We start from the raw sequence: 17,638 nt of genomic DNA on the forward strand, positions 1-17,638 counted from the left end.
GAGACAGCCCTAGAAGCCTTAGAGGCCCTAGCGCCCCCAAAGCCCCTAGAAGCGGCCCCGCCCTCGCTCAGCGAGTGTCGACCACCTGGAACACCTCGGCGATCCGCCCCTCGGCCAGCCCCAGCCGCTGCGCATTGCCCTCGCCCCAGGTGCGCAGCATGCCCTCCAGATCCGAGTGGCCGCCGATCTGCGAGGCGTGCGCCTGGAGTGCGGCGACCTTGCGGTCGAAGACGTCGGTGATGTCCACGGGGTGCGTGGCGTTCGTCATCGACATCACCCAGGTCTCGCCGACCGTCCAGGGCTCCAGTCCCTCCTGCTCCAGCAGTTCGGTGTGGGCCCAGGGGTTGCGGGCGTCGGGGTAGACCGCCGCGATGGCCGCCTCGCCGACGGCGCGGTGGTCCGGGTGCGAGGCGTAGATGCGGTCCAGGTTCAGCTCGGCGGACGGGATCAGGATCCGTTCGGGACGCACCTGCCGGATCACGCGCGAGAGGTCGCGGCGCAGTTCCAGCGAGGGGGTCAGGCGGCCGTCGGGCCAGTGCAGGAAGCGGATGTCGCTCACTCCGACGCACTTGGCCGCCGCGGTCTGCTCGGCCTCGCGCAGTGCCCCGACCTCTGACCGTGGCGTGTCCGGGAACGCCTCGCCGGCGTCGCCGCTGGTCGCGATCGCGTAGGTGACCTCGATTCCGGCGTCCGTCCAGGTGGCGATGGTGCCGGCGGCGCCGAAGTCGATGTCGTCGGGGTGGGCGGCGACGACGAGGATGCGGGACGGGGCGCTGGCCTCGGGCATGGGTGGACTCCTGGGTTCCCGGCGTGACTGACCGGAGCCGTTCGGCTCCATGACGCGCAACGCCGAGGGGGCGGCTGGTGTTCCGGGTGCCGAAGTATCTTTTGGCCGGTCGGCTGTCGGAGGGGCTGTTGGGCTCGCCGGTCTGGCCGGGCTGGCAGGTCTGGCCGGGCCGGCGGATCCCGCGGGCTGGGCCGGGTCAGCCGTCGGCCCGGGGCGGCGTCGGGTCGGGGCGGGTCATCCGTCCGTTCAGGTCGGCGCGGCGGACCCTCGGCGCGGCCCGGGCCATCCTCCGGCTCGGGCCGGTGGCGCGCGCGTCGGCCCAGGTGACCGCCCCATCTCGGCGACCGCTCCCGCGTTGTCGGTGCGGTCTGCGAAAATTCTGGAGTGAGCTCTTCCCTCTTCGCCCCAGGTGCCCTGCCATTGTTCCCCATGCTCGACGAGATCCGGGAGCAGCGGGGGTCGGGGGACGAGCGGCACACCGACCGCACGCTGCCCGAACCACCGGCGTGGGCCGACGAGGCCGACGCCGAGCGGGAGGGCTGGGAAGGCTGGGAGGAGCCCGAGGACGCCTGGGTCCCGCCGGAGGAGTCGGCCTCGGCCCGCAAGCTGCTCGAGGGCCTGAACGACCCGCAGCGCGAGGCTGTCGTGCACACCGGCGGCCCGCTGCTGATCATCGCCGGTGCCGGCTCGGGCAAGACCCGGGTGCTGGCCCACCGCATCGCCTACCTGGTCGGCGAGCGGCACGCGCACCCCGGCTCGATACTGGCCATCACCTTCACCAACAAGGCCGCCGCCGAGATGCGGCAGCGCGTGGAGGAACTGGTCGGCCCGCGGGCCCGGCTGATGTGGGTCTCGACCTTCCACTCGGCCTGCGTCCGGATCCTGCGGGCCCAGGCCAAGACCGCCGGTCTGCCGAGCAACTTCTCGATCTACGACACCGCCGACTCCCAGCGCCTGATGACCATGGTGCTGCGGGAGCTGGAGATCGACCCGAAGAAGACCACGCCGCGCTCGATGCTCGGCCAGATCTCCAAGCTCAAGAACGAGCTGGTCGACCACGACACCTTCTCCAGCCGGGCCGAGACCGAGGCCGAGCGCCAGCTCGCGCAGGTCTACCGGATGTACTCGGACCGGCTGACCGCGGCGAAGGCGATGGACTTCGACGACATCATCATGACCACGGTGCACCTGCTCCAGGCCTTCCCGATGGTCGCCGAGCACTACCGCCGCCGGTTCCGGCACATCCTCGTGGACGAGTACCAGGACACCAACACCGCGCAGTATCAGCTGGTGAAGGAACTGGTCGGGCAGCACGAGAAGCGCACCGTCGACGGCGACCTGGTCCGGCCCGGCCTGAACACCGAGGACCTGCCGCCAGCCGAACTGTGTGTGGTCGGCGACGCGGACCAGTCCATCTACGCCTTCCGCGGCGCGACCATCCGCAACATCATCGAGTTCGAACGCGACTACCCGGACGCCAAGGTCATCAAGCTGGAGCAGAACTACCGCTCCACGCAGACCATCCTGACCGCGGCGAACGCGGTCATCGAGAACAACAAGGGCCGGCGCGCGAAGAACCTGTGGACCGACTCCGGCGACGGCAAGCTGATCACCGGATACGTCGCCGACGACGAGCACTCCGAGGCCCAGTACGTGGCCGAGGAGATCGACCGCCTGTCCGACGCCAAGGAGACCACCTACGGCGGCGTCGCGGTGTTCTACCGCACCAACGCGCAGTCCCGGGTCTTCGAAGAAATCTTCGTCCGCGTCGGCCTGCCCTACCGCGTGGTCGGCGGCGTCCGCTTCTACGAGCGCAAGGAGGTCCGCGACGCGCTGGCATACCTGCGCGCGCTGGCCAACGAGGACGACATCGTCTCGGTCCGGCGCATCCTGAACACCCCGAAGCGCGGCATCGGCGAGAAGGCCGAGGAGTCGCTGGAGCGGCTGGCGGCCCGCGACCGCATCTCCTTCGGCGACGCGCTCCGCCGCGCCGACGAGGCGCCCGCCCTGGCCGCGCGCTCGGTGAAGGCCGTCCAGGGCTTCACGCAGATGATGGACGAGCTGCGCGAGCTGGCCGCCGAGTACGGGCCCGCGCACGTCCTGGAGGCCATACTGGAGCGCACGGGCCTGTTGCAGGAGCTCCAGGACTCCGACGACCCGCAGGACGAGACCCGCATCGAGAACCTCCGCGAACTCCTGGCCGTGGCCCTGGAATTCGAGCAGGCGCAGCCCGAGGGCCGCCTCCCGGAGTTCCTGGAGCGCGTGGCACTGGTCGCCGACTCCGACCAGATCCCCGACGGCGAGGACCACGAGGGCATGGTCACCCTGATGACCCTGCACAGCGCCAAGGGCCTGGAGTTCCCGGTGGTGTTCCTCACCGGCATGGAGGACGGCGTCTTCCCGCACATGCGCTCCATGGGCGACAAGAAGGAGATGGAGGAGGAACGCCGCCTGGCCTACGTGGGCATCACCCGCGCCCGCGAGCAGCTGTACGTCTCCCGCTCCGTCTACCGCTCCGCCTGGGGCGCCCCGCAGTACAACCCGCCGTCGAAGTTCCTCGGCGAGATCCCGGACACCCTGCTCGAATGGGAGCGCATCGCCCCGGAGCCCAAGACCGCCGAGCGCTCCCCGTTCGGCGACCGCCGCGGCGTCACCCGCGGCTTCCAGCAACGCAAGGGCGCGGTGAAGGTGATCTCCCTGGACCCCGGCGACCGCGTGATCCACGACTCCTTCGGCATGGGCACAGTCGTCGCGGTCAGCGGCCGGGAACGCGACGAGGCGACGATCGACTTCGGTTCCTCGGGCGTGCGGACGCTGCTGCTGACGATGGCGCCGGTGCAGAAGCTGTAGCTAAACAGCGGCCGACGCCGTCGGGTTCGGCGGCACCTCCAGCTTCAGCCCCGCCGGCGGCTGGTCGCTGACCTGTGACGGGTCGGGGGCGACCAGGGTGAGCGGGGTGCCGAAGGCGGAGAAGGTCTCGGTCAGTTTCATGGTCGCGGGGCCGGCGCCGTCGGCGACGCTGGCGGTGCCGGTCTCGTAGCGCAGGGGACGGCCGGTGTCGTCCGTGTACAGGTCGGCCGTGACCTGCGCCGGGTGGGCCTTGAACGCGGTCAACGCGGTCGGGCTTATCAGCAGCGATGCGGAGATCAGGGTGTAGGCGTCGGCCTGGAAACGGTAGTGGTGGGTCGACCCGGCGGCCTGGTCGGGGAGTTCCTGTACCGCGGTGAGATTGGGGAAGCGGAGCACCCCGAACTCGCTGCAGGGCGGGCGCAGCAGGGCGGCGGGGACCGAGGCGGCGCTCACCTTGAACCATTTCGAGGTGCCCTGGCGCAGGTAGTCGGTGCCGTCGACGAGTTCTTCCTCCAGGCCCGCGGAGTCCGTTATATGGGCGGTGCGGTGGCCGGGGCTCGGATCGGCCTGCAGAGCCGCGCTCAGGGCGGCCGTCTGGCCCGGTACAGCGACGTTGAGCTTCAGCTGGGCCTGCCACGAGTTCTGTTGGCAGGCCGCCTGGACCAGGCCCACCGCTGTCTCCGCGACCAGATCGGAGGACCCCGACCCGGTGGTGCCCGACGACGCGCCGCCCGATGACGCCGTCCCGCCCGACGATCCGCCGCCCGACGATCCGCCGACCGACGCCGAGATGTTGGCCAGCGCCGGAGCCTTGCTCTGGTCTACGGAACTGCTGCCGGACGGCTTGCCGCAGGCGGCGCTCAAGGCCGCGACCGCGATGAGGCAGGCGAGAAGCCTGGATCTCCCGATCATCTTTTTCCCCCCCGGGTGATGTTGGTAGTACGAGCAGTTGTACGCCTGGCCCGGGCAGAACAAAAGAGCCCGGGAGACCCGGGCTCTTTCGCAGTCTTCTGATCTTGGACGGTCGAACGTCTACGGCACCAGACCGTGGCTCCGCAGGAACGGCATCGGGTCCACCGCCGTGGACGCCCCCGGCACCCCGTTGCCGGGATCGGCGGGCCCCGGGGGGTGGTATTCGAGGTGCAGGTGCGGCCCGGTGGTGTTGCCGGTGTCCCCGGACAGGGCGATGATCTGCCCGGCCGCGACCTTGCCGCTGCGCACCTTCATCACGCTCAGGTGGCAGTACCAGGTCTGGCTGCCGTCCGGGTGCTGCACCACGATCCGGTACCCGTAGGGCCCGGCCCAACCGGACTCTATGACCGTCCCGTCGGTGACCGCGACCACCTTGGTGCCGACCGGCACCGCGAAGTCCTGGCCGGTGTGCAGGTTGACCCAGCGGTCGCCGGCCTGGCCGAAGCCGGCGGTCAGCACGTAGTCCTGGACCGGCAGGAAGTACTTCTGTGACATCTCGGCGAGCCGCTGCTTCTCCAGCGCCTGCTGCTGCACCAGTTCGCTGCGCTGCTCGCTGCGGGTCGCGCGGTCGGCCAGGTTGGCGCTGGCCGCGCGCATCTGGAGCAGGTTCTGCTCCAGGCCGTTGGCCGGGGTGGCCGGGGCCGCGGCGTCCGCGGCGGTCTCGGTGTGGCTCGAGGGCAGGCGCAGGCCGCCGACCGCGGCGACCGCCACCGCGGCCACGCCGACGACCGCTGCCGGCGTCGAGGTGAACGCGTGCAGGGTGCGGCGCCCGGAAAGCGAGACCGCTGGCCGGGCCGGCTTGCTGCCGAACGGGCGGGTCGGCGGGATCGGCGGGGGAGTGCCGCCGGAGCGGCTGCGGGTCCGCAGCGGGGCGTCGTCGCCGCCCTCGGCGTACCCGTCGTCGTCGCCGCCCTCGGCGTACCCGTCGTCCTCGCTGCCGCCGTCGTACCCGTCGTAGCCGTAGCCCGCGTAGTCCTCGGCGTCGTCCGTGTAGCCGGTCGCGGCGTACTCGCCGTCCTCGTACTCGCCTTCGTAGGCGCCCTCGGCGTCGTACGCACCCCCGCCGTTGTGGGCGTCATAGGCGTCGTACCCGCCCTCGCCGTCCGGCAGGAGGTCGTAGGCGGCTTCGGTGGACCCCGGCGCCTCGTAGATGGCCTCGAAGGTCCCGGTGTCGAAGTCCGGGTGGTGGAAGTTGTGGTCCTCGTACTGCGGCTGCGCGCCGTACTGCTGGGCCTCGTACGCCTGCTGGCCGTAGTGCGGCTGCGGCTGTGCGTGCGGCTGTGTCTGCGGCTGGTGCTGCGCAGGCGGCTGCACCGGGTGCTGGTGCTGTTGGTGCTGCTGATCGTACTGCTGCTGCGGCTGCCTGTACTGCGCGTACGGGTCCTGCCACCCCGGGCCGTCCCACATCGGGCTGGACTCGGGCGCCTGCGGCTGCGCCGGGATGACCGGCGCGGCGGGGGCCTGCTGCTGCGGGGCTGAATACGCCGCGTACACCGACTCGTAATAGCTCTGGTCCATCACCGGCTGCTGCGGCGCGGCGGGAGCCTCGTAGTCGTAGACAGCGCCCTGTTCATAGAAACCGCTCTGCGGTTGGGCCTCGTATACGCCGGACCACTCGTTGACCGCTTGGTAGCCGTCGCTGGAACCGTACAGGCTGTCCTCGCCGTTAGGCGTTATGGCCGCCTCCCAGTCGGTATCCCATTGGGACGAACCATGTTTTCCCATGACGGCCAACTACCTCCTGGGAACGTGGGACAGCCGATCTTCATAACGGGGCGGGGACAGCGCCGTTATCGAGTCGCGACTTTAGCGCCTCGGAGGCTGGACGGACAACGGTTCGGCTGACTTTGCGCGCGCTTTACAAGCGGTTCACTGGTGTTGTCGCAGGAAGTCCGATGATCCTCACGGAGATTGTGCGGACCGTCACAGGGTGGGACTGGGCAGGGCGCCGTCCCAGGTCGGCTACTGTGTGAGGCGGTTATGGCGGATCAAAGAAGATCTTCCGGTGGAACCCAAGTGGAGGCAGTCGCAATGAGCCAGTCAGCCCCGGTCCGCGTCGTCATCGCGAAGCCCGGCCTGGACGGCCACGACCGCGGCGCGAAAGTCGTGGCGCGCGCCCTGCGTGACGCCGGCGTCGAGGTCGTCTACACCGGCCTGCACCAGATGCCCGACCAGATCGTGGCCACCGCCATCCAGGAGGACGCCGACGCCATCGGCCTGTCGATCCTGTCCGGCGCGCACATGACGCAGTGCGCGAAGGTGATCGAGGCGCTGAAGGAGAAGGACGCCTCGGACATCAAGGTCTTCGTCGGCGGCATCATCCCGGAGGACGACTTCGCCCCGCTGAAGGAGATGGGCGTGGTGGCGATCTTCACCCCCGGCACCGCCACCCAGGAGATCGTCGACTGGGTCAACGAGAACCTGGCGCACGCCGCCTGAGCCGGCGTCAGAAAGCCCCACCCGGCTTGTGGGTGCCCTGAAATAGTGTTCGGGGCATGGCAGAACGTTGGACCGCCGCCCAGGTCAACTCTCTGGCCCCGGACGCCGCCTCGCAGAAGGCCGGCGCGAAGCTCGGGGTCCCCGCCCCGTGGTCGGGCATCGGGTATCTGGAAGACGAGCGGTTGTTGTGGGGGGACTGCAAGGGGAGCGGGAGCAAGCCGTACCAGGTCACGGTCTCCGTGGCCGATTCGGACACCGCGTATCAGTGCACGTGCCCCAGTAGGAAGTTCCCGTGTAAGCACGCGCTGGGCCTGCTGTTGTTGTGGGCGGCCGGCACGGTCCGGGATACCGAAGAGCTCCCGGAGCGGGTCCAGGCCTGGTCCGACTCCCGGAAGGACCGCGCCGAGAAGTCCGCGGCCCGCAGCGTCGCCAAGGCCGAGAAAGCCGCCGCCGACCCCGAAGGCGTGGCCAAACGGGCCGCGCAGCGGGCCGAGCGGATCGGCGACGGCCTGGCCGACCTCGACCGCTGGCTCACCGACCAGGTCGCGGCCGGGCTGAGCGACCCGACCGCGCTCTCCTACGGCGCCGTGGACCCGGTCGCCAAGCGGCTGGTGGACGCGCAGGCCTCGGGGGTGGCCGGCCGGGTCCGGACCCTGCCCGGCACCCGCTCCGCCGCCGGCGACGCCTGGCCGGACGCGGTCCTGGCCGAGTTCTCCCGGCTGCACCTGCTGTGTCAGGCCTGGACCCGGCTGGCCGAACTGCCGCCGGCGATGCAGGACACCGTGCGGCGGCGGATCGGGATCTCGGTCGACACCGACGCCGTGCGCCGCGACGGCGAGCGGGTCGCGGGCCGCTGGCACGTCCTGGGATCGCGGGACCGCGCCGCCGAGAAGCTCACCGAGCGCCGGATCTGGCTGCGGGACGCCGAAAGCGGCCGGCTGGCGATGCTGCTGGCGTTCGGCGCCATGCAGCAGGCGCCGACGCTGGCGCTGCCGGTCGGCGCGGTCTACCGGGCAGAGATGGCGTTCCACTCCGAGGCGCTGCCGCTGCGGGCACAGATGGAGACCGGCGAGGTCGACTCCACCGACGCAGCCCTCGCCCCCGCGGGCGGGACGCTCCAAGCCGCGGCCGAGGAGTTCGCCGCGGCGCTCGCCGCGGATCCGTGGCAGGAGGGCTGGCCGGTGGTGATCGCGGACGCGGTCCCGGACCGGACGGGCGAGCTGGCCGACGCCCAGGGCCGCCGCATGCCGCTGATCAGCGAGGAGACCGCACTGTGGCGGCTGCTCGCGGTCTCCGGCGGCCACCCGGTGACCCTCTTCGGCGAGTACACCGACGCCGGGTTGGAACCGCTCACGGTGTGGGCCGACGGTTCGGTCGTCGCGCTGTGAACGCCTGGGCGCGCGGCGGGCAGGGCTCTGCGAAGCCCGCTCCGACAGGGCCGGTGATTAGGGAATTTCAGGGTATTGCCATCGACCCCGTAAGTTGTCAGTGGCGTGGTGCACAATCTGTGGACATCAGTGCGAAGGCTGTGGGGATCTCCTACTCGGCGGAAGCGCGGTGAGCACCATGAACGAAACCTCCCATCAGACCGGCTCCGAGGTCTGGCAGGACCTTGTCTCGACGGCCCTGGTCGGCACCGACCGTCGCACCCCGCCGGCCGCCGGAGAATTCGACGCGCCCGGTGACACCCCGGCCGCGGCCCTGCTCAGCTCGGCCGCGCTCATGAGCGCGTGGCGGCGGGGCGGCAACGCCGGTTCGGCGTACTCCGCCGAGCTCGTCGGCGAGCAGGAGGCCGAGGCCGAGGGCCAGAACCGCGCCGCGCCGGCCGCGAAGTCGTCCGCGCTCGACCCGCGCCCGCTGCTGTCGACCGCGACCTCGGCCCGGCTCACGGCGCTGGTGGCCTCGCGCTCGGAGACGCTGCCGGAGTACCTGGGCGCCGCCGCCAAGACCGGCTGCCGCGCGCCCGCCGAGCTGCTGCCCCCGCTCTTCGACTACGCCCGCGGCAGCACCGCGGTCCGCGCCGACCTGATGAAGCTGGCCGGTCCGCGCGGCACCTGGCTGGCCAAGCAGAACCAGCAGTGGTCGACCTTCACCCGCTACGCCGCGGCGCCGGACCCCGAGGCCTGGCGGTCCGACAAGCCGCACGAGCGCATCGGCTACCTCACCTGGTTCCGCGGCAAGGACCCGGCCTCGGCCCGGGCCCTGGTCGAGGAGGCGTGGACGCAGACCGGCCCCGGCACCGGCGTGCTGGCCGCGGAGACCCGCGCCGCCTTCGTCGAGGCGCTGGCCGTCGGCCTGGGCCCGGAGGACGAGCCGTTCCTGGAATCAGCCCTGGACGACAAGTCCCGCCAGGTCCGCGCCGAGGCGGTGCGGCTGCTGGCCACCCTGCCGTCCTCGCGGTTCGCCGAGCGCATGGTCGCGCGGCTGCACGAGTGGGTCCGGGTGAGCACCGAGGGCACCGCCGTCCTGGTCACCCTCAAGGACGAGCCGCTGGCCGCCACCGAGGACCAGATCCGGGACGGCATCGGCGAGGGCTGGGTGCAGACCGAGGACGAGCGGCGGCTGGCCAAACTCCAACCCTCGTACTGGCTGGAGGACCTCATAGCCTCGACGCCGCTGGCGGCCTGGGAGCACTACGGCCTGTCCGCGGCCGAGCTGCTGCGGGCCACAGCGGCGAACCGCTGGGAGGCGAACTCCTGCCACCGCGGCTGGCGCTCGGCAACCCTGCGGCAGAAGGACCCGGTCTGGGCCGAGGCGTTCTGCGCCGTCAACGCCGCCAACGACATGCTGGAGCTGCTGTCCGACGAGGCCGCCGAACGCTGGTGTCTGGGCGTCGTGGCCAGCCACCGGTCGCAGTACTCGATCCACAGCGCCCCGATCATCCTCAGCCGGCTGGGCCGGCCCTGGCCGGACGCGGTCTGCCAGGCCCTGCTCGACTCGATCCCGGTCTACCTGCCGAACGCCACCCGCAACGACGTCGCGCGCTTCTTCGGCATGGACAACCTGGCGGGCCGCTGGATGCCGCCCTCGTTCGTGGACGCCGTGGCGGCCAAGGCCGAGGAGATCCGGGCCGCGCTGCCGCTGTGGGCGGCGGACCTGGACGACCTCGCGGGACTGCTGCGGGACCGGGCCCTGATGCTCGCCGAACTCGACACTGTCTAACGATCTGGACTCTGTCCGAAACCTTCCCCCAAGGTGGACTCTTGAGTGGGTACCTCCTTGCCGAAATCGAAAGTTGTCTGCCATGTCTGCCAAAGCCGCTGCCTCTGATGAAGCAACCCAGCCGACCGTTCTGCGCCAGCACGCCGAGCACGCCTTCGCCGGGGAACTGGAGGCCCTGCGCAAGGCCGACGCCGACTCCGGCCGCGCGAGGCCGCCGCGCTGGAAGCTGTCGCCGTGGGCGGTCGCGACCTATCTGCTCGGCGGCAGGCTCGAGGATGGCACCGAGATAACGGCGAAGTACATCGGCCCGCGCCGGATCGTCGAGATCGCCATCGCCACCTTGGCCACCGACCGCGCGCTGCTGCTGGTCGGCGTCCCGGGCACGGCGAAGACCTGGGTCTCCGAACACCTGGCGGCGGCCATCTCCGGCGACTCCACACTGCTGGTGCAGGGCACCGCCGGCACGCCGGAGGAGGCCATGCGCTACGGCTGGAACTACGCGCAGCTGCTGGCCCACGGCCCCTCGCGCGACGCGCTGGTCCCCAGCCCCCTGATGGTCGCCATGTCCACCGGCGCGATCGCCCGTATCGAAGAGCTCACCCGGATACCGGCCGACGTGCAGGACACCCTGATCACGATCCTGTCGGAGAAGACGCTGCCGATCCCGGAACTCGGGCAGGAGACCCAGGCCGAGAAGGGCTTCAGCGTCATCGCCACCGCGAACGACCGGGACAAGGGCGTCAACGACCTGTCCTCGGCGCTGCGCCGCCGGTTCAACACCGTGGTCCTGCCGCTGCCCGGTACCGCCGAGGAGGAGATCGCGATCGTCTCCCAGCGCGTGCGGTCCCTGGGCAAGGCGTTGGAACTGCCCGAGGTCCCGGCCGCGCACGAGGAGATCCGCCGGGTGGTCACGGTCTTCCGCGAGCTTCGCAGCGGCCTGACCGAGGACGGCAAGACCAAGCTGAAGACCCCCTCGGGCACCCTGTCCCCGGCCGAGGCCATCTCGGTGGTGGCCGGCGGCATCGCGCTGGCCGCGCACTTCGGCGACGGCACGCTGCGCCCGGCCGACATCGCGGCCGGCATCCTCGGCGCGGTGGTGAAGGACACCTCGACCGACAAGCTGGTCTGGCAGGAGTACCTGGAGACGGTCGCCCGCGGCCGCGACGGCTGGACCGACTTCTACCGCAGCTGCCGCGAGGTCAGCGCCTGATGCCCGAGACTGCCACGCCGGCCGGGCCGGTCGCGGGCGGGGAGGCCGCCGGGCCGGTCACGCTGCTGGGCATCCGGCACCACGGCCCGGGATCGGCGCGCGCGGTCGCGGCGGCGCTGGCCGAACTGAAGCCGGACGCGATCCTCATCGAGGGCCCGCCGGAGGCCGACGCGCTGATCCCGATGGCCGCGCATCCCTCGATGCGCCCACCGGTCGCGCTGCTGGTCTACGCCGACGCCGACCCCTCACGCGCCGGATTCTGGCCCTTCGCCGAGTTCTCGCCCGAGTGGATCGCCCTGCGGTTCGGGATCGATGCCGACATCCCGGTGCGGTTCATCGACCTGCCCTCGGGCCACCGGTTTGCCGCGCTCCCGCAGGATGAAGATGCCGAGGATCGCGAGCAGGGAACCGCCTCCGAAGACGATCAGGAAGAGGAACGTCACGGCGAGGAACGGCATGTCCTCGACTCTATGCGCCGGACCGACCCCATCGCCGCACTCGCCACCGCCGCCGGCTACGACGACCCCGAGCGTTGGTGGGAAGACGTCGTCGAGCAACGTGCGAACGGGACGTTCTCAGCCCTGGACTCCTTCGCCGCGATCGCCGACGCGATGGCCGCCGTCCGCGACCAGACCCGGCCCGAGGACGAGCAGCGCGAGGCGTACATGCGCCAGTGCGTCCGCGAGGAGATCAAGGCCGGCCGCCGGCGGATCGCGGTGATCTGCGGGGCCTTCCACGTCCCGGCCCTGGCCGAGCTCGGCCCGGCCGCCCCGGACGTCAAGATCCTCAAGGAGCTGCCGAAGAAGGCGAAGACCACCGCGACCTGGGTCCCGTGGACCCACGGCCGGCTGTCCTTCCGCTCCGGCTACGGCGCCGGCATCGAGTCGCCGGGCTGGTACCACCACTTGTTCACGGCCCCCGACCTGGTCGTCGAACGCTGGCTGGCCCGCGTCGCCGAGTTGTTCCGCGCCGAGGACCTGCCGGTCTCCTCCGCGCACCTGATCGAGGCGACGCGGCTGGCCCAGACCCTGGCCACGCTGCGCGGCCGCACCCTGGCCGGGCTGACCGAGGTCACCGAGGCCGTGCAGTCAGTGCTCTGCGGCGGCTACGACACGCAGATGGCGCTGGTCCGGGACAAGCTGGTGATCGGCGAGGACCTGGGAGAGGTGCCGCCGGACGTGCCGGTGGTGCCGCTGGCCGCGGACCTGGCCAAGGAGCAGAAGCGGCTGCGCTTCCAGCCCAAGCCCGGCCAGACCGAGGCGAAGCTGGACCTGCGCGAGCCCAACCCGGGCGACAAGTCGCGGCTGCTGCACCGGCTGAACATCCTCGGCATCCACTGGGGCACGCTGGGCCGCTCCCAGGGCAGCGGCACCTTCTGGGAGACCTGGTCGCTGGACTGGCAGCCGGAGTTCGCGGTGAAGCTGGTCGAGGCCGCGATCTGGGGCACCACGGTGGCCACCGCGGCCTCGGCGAAGTCCGCGGACCGCGCGGCGGACGCCGAGCAGCTGGCCGGGATCACCGACGTGGTCGAGGCCTGCCTGCTGGCCGACCTGCCGGACGCGCTGGACCCGATCATGACGCTGCTGGCCGACCGCGCGGCGCTGGACACCGACGTCGCGCACCTGGCCGACGCGCTGCCCGCACTGGCCCGGACCCTGCGCTACGGCGACGTGCGCGGTACCGACACCTCCTCGCTGCGCAAGGTCGCCGACACCCTGGTGGTCCGCATCGCGCTCGGCTTCCCGCCGGCCTGTTCCGGCCTGGACGAGGACGGCGCGCAGAAGATGCGGGTGCGGATGGACAAGACGCACCAGGCGGTCGGGCTGCTCGACGACGCCGCCGCGATCCAGGAGTGGCACCGGGCGCTGCGCCTGGTCGCCGACCGCGAGGGCATGACCGGCCTGCTCGCCGGGCGCGCGCTGCGCCTGCTCTACGACGCCGCCAAGATCGACGGTGACGAGCTGAACCGGCGCATGGGCCTGGCCCTGACCCCGGGTGTGCCGCCGGCCGAGGCCGCGGCCTGGCTGGACGGCGTGCTGTCCGGCGGCGCGATGCTGCTGATCCACGACCCGGTGCTGCTGGGCCTGCTGGACCGGTGGATCGCCGGGATCCCGGCGGACACCTTCACCGACGTGCTGCCGCTGCTGCGCCGCACGTTCTCGAACTTCGAGGGCCCCGAGCGCCGCAAGATCGGCGAGCTGGCCCGGACCGTCGGCGCGGCCCCGGTGGCCGGTGTCGCGGCCGGGGCCGAGCCGCCCGGCTTCGACCGGGCCCGCGCCGACCGCGCGCTGCCGGTGGTGCGGATGCTGCTGGGCCTGGGGACCAAGGGGGAGACAGATGCCTGACACGCTCGAAGCCGCCGACGCCGAGCGCATGCGCCGCTGGCGCCTGGTCCTGGGCGGAGACGACGACGGCACCGGCTGCAAGCTGAGCGGCGTCGATCTGGAGATGGACAAGGCACTGGCCGCGCTCTACAACAAGGGCGGCTACGAGACCGAAGGCGGCGGTGCCAGCGTCCGCACCAAGGGCCGCGGCGGCAAGCAGGCTCCGCGCAGCGCCGGCCTGGGAACGTCCTCACCGCAGGTCGCACGCTGGCTGGGGGACATCCGCACTTACTTCCCGCAGACCGTCGTCCAGGTCATGCAGCGCGACGCCATCGATCGGCTGAACCTGCGCCAGCTGCTGCTGGAGCCGGAGATGATGGAGTCGGTCGAGCCGGACGTGCACCTGGTCGGCACCCTGCTGTCGCTGAACCACCTGATGCCCGCCGAGACCAAGGAGACCGCCCGCCAGGTGGTCCGCAAACTGGTCGAGGACCTGGAGCGCAGGCTCGGCGCCAAACTGCGCGCCACGGTCAGCGGCGCCCTGGACAAGAGCACCCGCACCAGCCGCCCCCGGCACAGCGACATCGACTGGGGCCGCACCATCCGGGTGAACCTCAAGAACTACCTGCCGGAGTACCGGACGGTGGTCCCCGAGCGGCTGGTCGGCTACGCGCGCAAGGAGCGCGCGGTGAAACGCGACGTGGTCCTGGCCATCGACCAGTCGGGCTCGATGTACGCCTCGGTGGTCTACGCCTCGGTGTTCGGCGCGGTGCTGGCCTCGCTGAAGTCGTTGAAGACCTCGCTGGTCGTCTTCGACACGGCGGTGGTGGACCTGACCCCGCAACTCAGCGACCCGGTCGACGTCCTGTTCGGCACCCAACTCGGCGGCGGCACGGACATCAACCGCGCGATCGCCTACAGCCAGTCACTGATCACCCGCCCGACCGAGTCCATCTTCATCCTGATCTCCGACCTCTACGAAGGCGGCGTCCGCCGCGAGATGCTGCGCCGCGTCGCGGAGATGACAGCGGCCGGCACCCAGGTGATCGTCCTGCTCGCGCTCTCGGACGAAGGCGCGCCCTCCTACGATCGCGAGAACGCCTCGGCGCTGGCGGCGCTGGGCGTGCCCGCCTTCGCCTGCACCCCGGACAAGTTCGGGGACCTGATGGCGGCGGCCATCCAACGGCAGGACTTGAGCAAGTTTCTGGAGGGCTAGCAGCGATTCCTCATCCAGCCCCGGCCCGCGGCTCGCCCTAGGATCGTTCAGGGCGGCCGTCGGCGTGGACGGCCGTCGTGACCGGTGACAGGAGTGAAGTGATGACAGGCGGCAATCTGACCCGCGACGAGGCCGCGGAGCGTGCCCGGCTGCTGACGGCCGAGCACTACGCCGTCGAGCTCGATCTGACCCGCGGCGACACCACGTTCGGGTCGAAGAGCACCATCGCCTTCGCGTGCTCCGAGCCGGGGGCGTCCAGCTTCGTCGATCTGCTGGCGCCGAGTGTGCGCAGTGTCACGCTGAACGGCGAGGCGCTGGACCCCGCCGAGGTGTTCGACGGCGCGCGGGTGCACTTGAGCGGGTTGCGGGCCGAGAACGTCGTCGTCATCGACGCCGCCGCCGCCTACAGCCGCACCGGCGAGGGCCTGCACCGCTTCGTGGACCCGGTGGACGGCGAGGTGTATCTCTACACCCAGTTCGAGCCCGCCGACTCGCGGCGGCTGTTCGCCAACTTCGAGCAGCCCGATCTCAAGGCCCGCTTCCAGTTCACCGTCACCGCCCCGGCGCGCTGGCGGGTCTGGTCCAACGAGACGCTGGAGGAGCTGACGCAGGGCACTGACGACGCCAACACCTGGCGCTTCAACCCCACCGAGCCGATCTCCACCTACATCACCGCGATCGTGGCCGGGGACTACCACGTCGTCGAGGACCAGCACACCGTGCGCCTCAAGGACGGCTCGGACCTGCTGATTCCGGTCAGCGCGATGGTCCGCAAGTCGCTGGCCCCGTACTTCGACGCCGCGGCGATCCTCGACGTCACCAAGGCCGGCCTGGACTTCTACCACGAGATCTTCGACTACCCGTACCCGTTCGGGAAGTACGACTCGGCCTTCGTGCCCGAGTACAACCTCGGCGCCATGGAGAACCCGGGCCTGGTCACCTTCAACGAGCGCATGGTCTACCGCTCCAAGACCACCGACGCCTCCTACCAGGGCCGCGCCAACACGATCATGCACGAGATGGCGCACATGTGGTTCGGCGACCTGGTCACCATGAAGTGGTGGGACGACCTGTGGCTCAAGGAGTCCTTCGCGGACTTCATGGGCGCCTTCGCCCTGACCCGCGCCACCCGCTGGCAGCACGCCTGGGTCTCCTTCGCCAACGGCCGCAAGGCCTGGGCCTACCGGCAGGACCAGCTGCCGACCACGCACCCGATCGTGGCCGACATCCGCGACCTGGAGGACGCCCGCCTCAACTTCGACGGCATCACCTACGCCAAGGGCGCCTCGGTCCTGAAGCAGCTGGCCGCCTACGTCGGCGAGGACGCGTTCCTGGAGGGCGCCCGCCGCTACTTCAAGGCCCACGCGTTCGGCAACACCACCCTGGGCGACCTGCTGGCCGTCCTGGAGGAGACCTCAGGCCGGGACATGAAGGCGTGGTCGAAGGCCTGGCTGCAGACCGCCGGCGTCAACACCCTGACCGCCGAGGTGGACACCGACGCGAACGGCGTGGTCACCGGCGCGCGGATCCGGCAGAGCGCCGTCCCCGAGTTCCCGACTCTGCGCCCGCACCGCATCGCCGTGGGCTGCTACTCCTCGAACCCGGCCACCGGCGCCGTGGAGCTGACCGAGCGGATCGAGCTGGACGTCGACGGCGAACTCACCGATCTGCCGCAGCTGGCCGGCAAGTCACGCCCGGGCCTGGTGCTGCTCAACGACCAGGACCTGACCTACGCCAAGATCCGCTTCACCGCCGCCGAACTGGACGCCTTCGAGCGCGGCGGCATCGCGGCCCTGCCGGACTCCATGGCCCGCGCGCTGGCCTGGTCCGGGATCTGGCACATGACCCGGGACGCGGTGATGTCCGGCCGCCGCTTCATCGCGATCGTGCTGCGCAACATCGAGGCCGAGACCGACATCAGCGTCGTGCAGAACCTGCTGCGGCAGGTGCACCAGGTGCGCGGGGAGTACCTGGACCCGGCCAACCGCCCGGCCGCCGACCTCGCGATCTCCACGCGGCTGTGGGAAGTGCTGTCGGCGGCGCCGGCCGGCAGCGACCACCAGGTCGCCTTCGGCTACGGCGTGGTGCGCGGGGCGAGTCAGGATTCGGGCTTCGCCAAGCTCAGGGCCCTGCTGTCCGGCGAGCTCACCTTCCCCGGCCTGACCGTGGACCAGGACCTGCGCTGGGCGATCATCGAGACGCTGGCCGCCGCCGGCCGGGACGACGACGGCGTGCTGGCCGAGCGCGAGGCCGCGACCGACGACACCGCCGACGGCCGCCGGCACCTGGTCGCCGCCCGCGCCGCGCGCCCCCTGGCCCAGGCCAAGGCCGAGGCCTGGCGCCTGGTCGTCGCCACACCCGATCAGCCCAACGACCTGATCGGCGCGGTGCTGTCCGAGTTCTACCAGGTGGGCGGCGAGAAGCTGGCCGAGCCGTACGTCGAGCCCTACTTCGAGGCGCTGGCGGCGGTCTGGGCCGAGCGCAGCATCCAGAACGCCGAGCGGATCGTCAGCGGCGGCTACCCCTGGCCGCTGACCTCGCCGGACCTGCTGGCCCGCACCGACGCCTGGCTCGCCTCCGACGCGGCCAAGGCGCCGGCCCTGCGCCGGCTGGTGCTGGAGGCCCGCGACGGCGCGGCGCGCGCGTTGCGAGCACAGGAATGCGACCGGAACGCTTAG

General features: G+C 71.3%; 11 protein-coding genes. 8 read left to right on the forward strand and 3 right to left on the reverse strand.

Annotation, left to right across the window (positions count from 1 at the left end; genetic code table 11):
- Positions 1-67: 67 nt before the first annotated feature.
- A complete protein-coding gene (locus tag KGQ19_RS02510) occupies positions 68-787 on the reverse strand; it encodes a PIG-L deacetylase family protein (protein ID WP_212007397.1) in 720 nt (239 codons plus the stop codon).
- 429 nt (positions 788-1,216) lie between these two features.
- On the opposite strand from KGQ19_RS02510, the gene pcrA reads away from it, so the two are divergent.
- A complete protein-coding gene (pcrA, locus tag KGQ19_RS02515) occupies positions 1,217-3,637 on the forward strand; it encodes a DNA helicase PcrA (protein WP_212007483.1) in 2,421 nt (806 codons plus the stop codon).
- Here pcrA and KGQ19_RS02520 read toward each other — a convergent pair whose 3' ends face one another.
- Together KGQ19_RS02520 and KGQ19_RS02525 are read right to left on the reverse strand one after the other, a co-directional pair.
- Positions 3,638-4,549: a hypothetical protein gene (locus KGQ19_RS02520; RefSeq protein WP_212007398.1), complete on the reverse strand. Its 912-nt coding sequence runs from the start codon at positions 4,547-4,549 to the stop codon at positions 3,638-3,640. It abuts the gene before it with no gap.
- A 120-nt stretch (positions 4,550-4,669) separates the two neighbouring features.
- Positions 4,670-6,334 carry a M23 family metallopeptidase gene (locus KGQ19_RS02525; RefSeq protein WP_212007399.1) on the reverse strand — a complete coding sequence of 555 codons (1,665 nt, stop codon included), beginning with the start codon at positions 6,332-6,334 and terminating at the stop codon, positions 4,670-4,672.
- 306 nt (positions 6,335-6,640) lie between these two features.
- Between KGQ19_RS02525 and icmB the strand changes: the two genes are divergently transcribed.
- The 7 genes from icmB to pepN all read left to right on the forward strand — a co-directional run bounded on the left by icmB (position 6,641) and on the right by pepN (position 17,638).
- Complete coding sequence (gene icmB, locus KGQ19_RS02530; protein ID WP_212007400.1) at positions 6,641-7,048, forward strand: coenzyme B12-dependent isobutyryl CoA mutase small subunit; 408 nt, start codon at positions 6,641-6,643, stop codon at positions 7,046-7,048.
- A 56-nt stretch (positions 7,049-7,104) separates the two neighbouring features.
- A complete protein-coding gene (locus KGQ19_RS02535) occupies positions 7,105-8,436 on the forward strand; it encodes an SWIM zinc finger family protein (RefSeq protein WP_212007401.1) in 1,332 nt (443 codons plus the stop codon).
- Positions 8,437-8,614: 178 nt separating this feature from the next.
- A complete protein-coding gene (locus KGQ19_RS02540; protein WP_212007402.1) occupies positions 8,615-10,210 on the forward strand; it encodes a DUF5691 domain-containing protein in 1,596 nt (531 codons plus the stop codon).
- Between the two features lie 82 nt (positions 10,211-10,292).
- Positions 10,293-11,420, forward strand: a complete 1,128-nt coding sequence (locus KGQ19_RS02545) for an ATP-binding protein (RefSeq protein ID WP_212007403.1) — start codon at positions 10,293-10,295, stop codon at positions 11,418-11,420.
- Positions 11,420-13,765 (forward strand): DUF5682 family protein, encoded by a 2,346-nt coding sequence (locus tag KGQ19_RS02550; RefSeq protein ID WP_212007404.1) that lies wholly within the window; start codon positions 11,420-11,422, stop codon positions 13,763-13,765. Before KGQ19_RS02545 ends, KGQ19_RS02550 begins: the two co-directional genes overlap by 1 nt.
- Positions 13,758-14,960, forward strand: coding sequence for a VWA domain-containing protein (locus KGQ19_RS02555; protein WP_212007405.1), 1,203 nt, complete (start codon positions 13,758-13,760; stop codon positions 14,958-14,960). Before KGQ19_RS02550 ends, KGQ19_RS02555 begins: the two co-directional genes overlap by 8 nt.
- A 101-nt stretch (positions 14,961-15,061) precedes the next feature.
- Positions 15,062-17,638 (forward strand): aminopeptidase N, encoded by a 2,577-nt coding sequence (gene pepN, locus KGQ19_RS02560; protein WP_212007406.1) that lies wholly within the window; start codon positions 15,062-15,064, stop codon positions 17,636-17,638.

The organism is Catenulispora pinistramenti, assembly GCF_018274385.1.
Taxonomy (GTDB): domain Bacteria; phylum Actinomycetota; class Actinomycetes; order Streptomycetales; family Catenulisporaceae; genus Catenulispora; species Catenulispora pinistramenti.

Bases quoted from the DNA above. Each gene is read 5' to 3' on its own strand.
- KGQ19_RS02510 (WP_212007397.1), bottom strand. From the start codon at position 787: ATGCCCGAGGCCAGCGCCCCGTCCCGCATCCTCGTCGTCGCCGCCCAC.
- pcrA (WP_212007483.1), top strand. From the start codon at position 1,217: ATGCTCGACGAGATCCGGGAGCAGCGGGGGTCGGGGGACGAGCGGCAC.
- KGQ19_RS02520 (WP_212007398.1), bottom strand. From the start codon at position 4,549: ATGATCGGGAGATCCAGGCTTCTCGCCTGCCTCATCGCGGTCGCGGCC.
- KGQ19_RS02525 (WP_212007399.1), bottom strand. From the start codon at position 6,334: ATGGGAAAACATGGTTCGTCCCAATGGGATACCGACTGGGAGGCGGCC.
- icmB (WP_212007400.1), top strand. From the start codon at position 6,641: ATGAGCCAGTCAGCCCCGGTCCGCGTCGTCATCGCGAAGCCCGGCCTG.
- KGQ19_RS02535 (WP_212007401.1), top strand. From the start codon at position 7,105: ATGGCAGAACGTTGGACCGCCGCCCAGGTCAACTCTCTGGCCCCGGAC.
- KGQ19_RS02540 (WP_212007402.1), top strand. From the start codon at position 8,615: ATGAACGAAACCTCCCATCAGACCGGCTCCGAGGTCTGGCAGGACCTT.
- KGQ19_RS02545 (WP_212007403.1), top strand. From the start codon at position 10,293: ATGTCTGCCAAAGCCGCTGCCTCTGATGAAGCAACCCAGCCGACCGTT.
- KGQ19_RS02550 (WP_212007404.1), top strand. From the start codon at position 11,420: ATGCCCGAGACTGCCACGCCGGCCGGGCCGGTCGCGGGCGGGGAGGCC.
- KGQ19_RS02555 (WP_212007405.1), top strand. From the start codon at position 13,758: ATGCCTGACACGCTCGAAGCCGCCGACGCCGAGCGCATGCGCCGCTGG.
- pepN (WP_212007406.1), top strand. From the start codon at position 15,062: ATGACAGGCGGCAATCTGACCCGCGACGAGGCCGCGGAGCGTGCCCGG.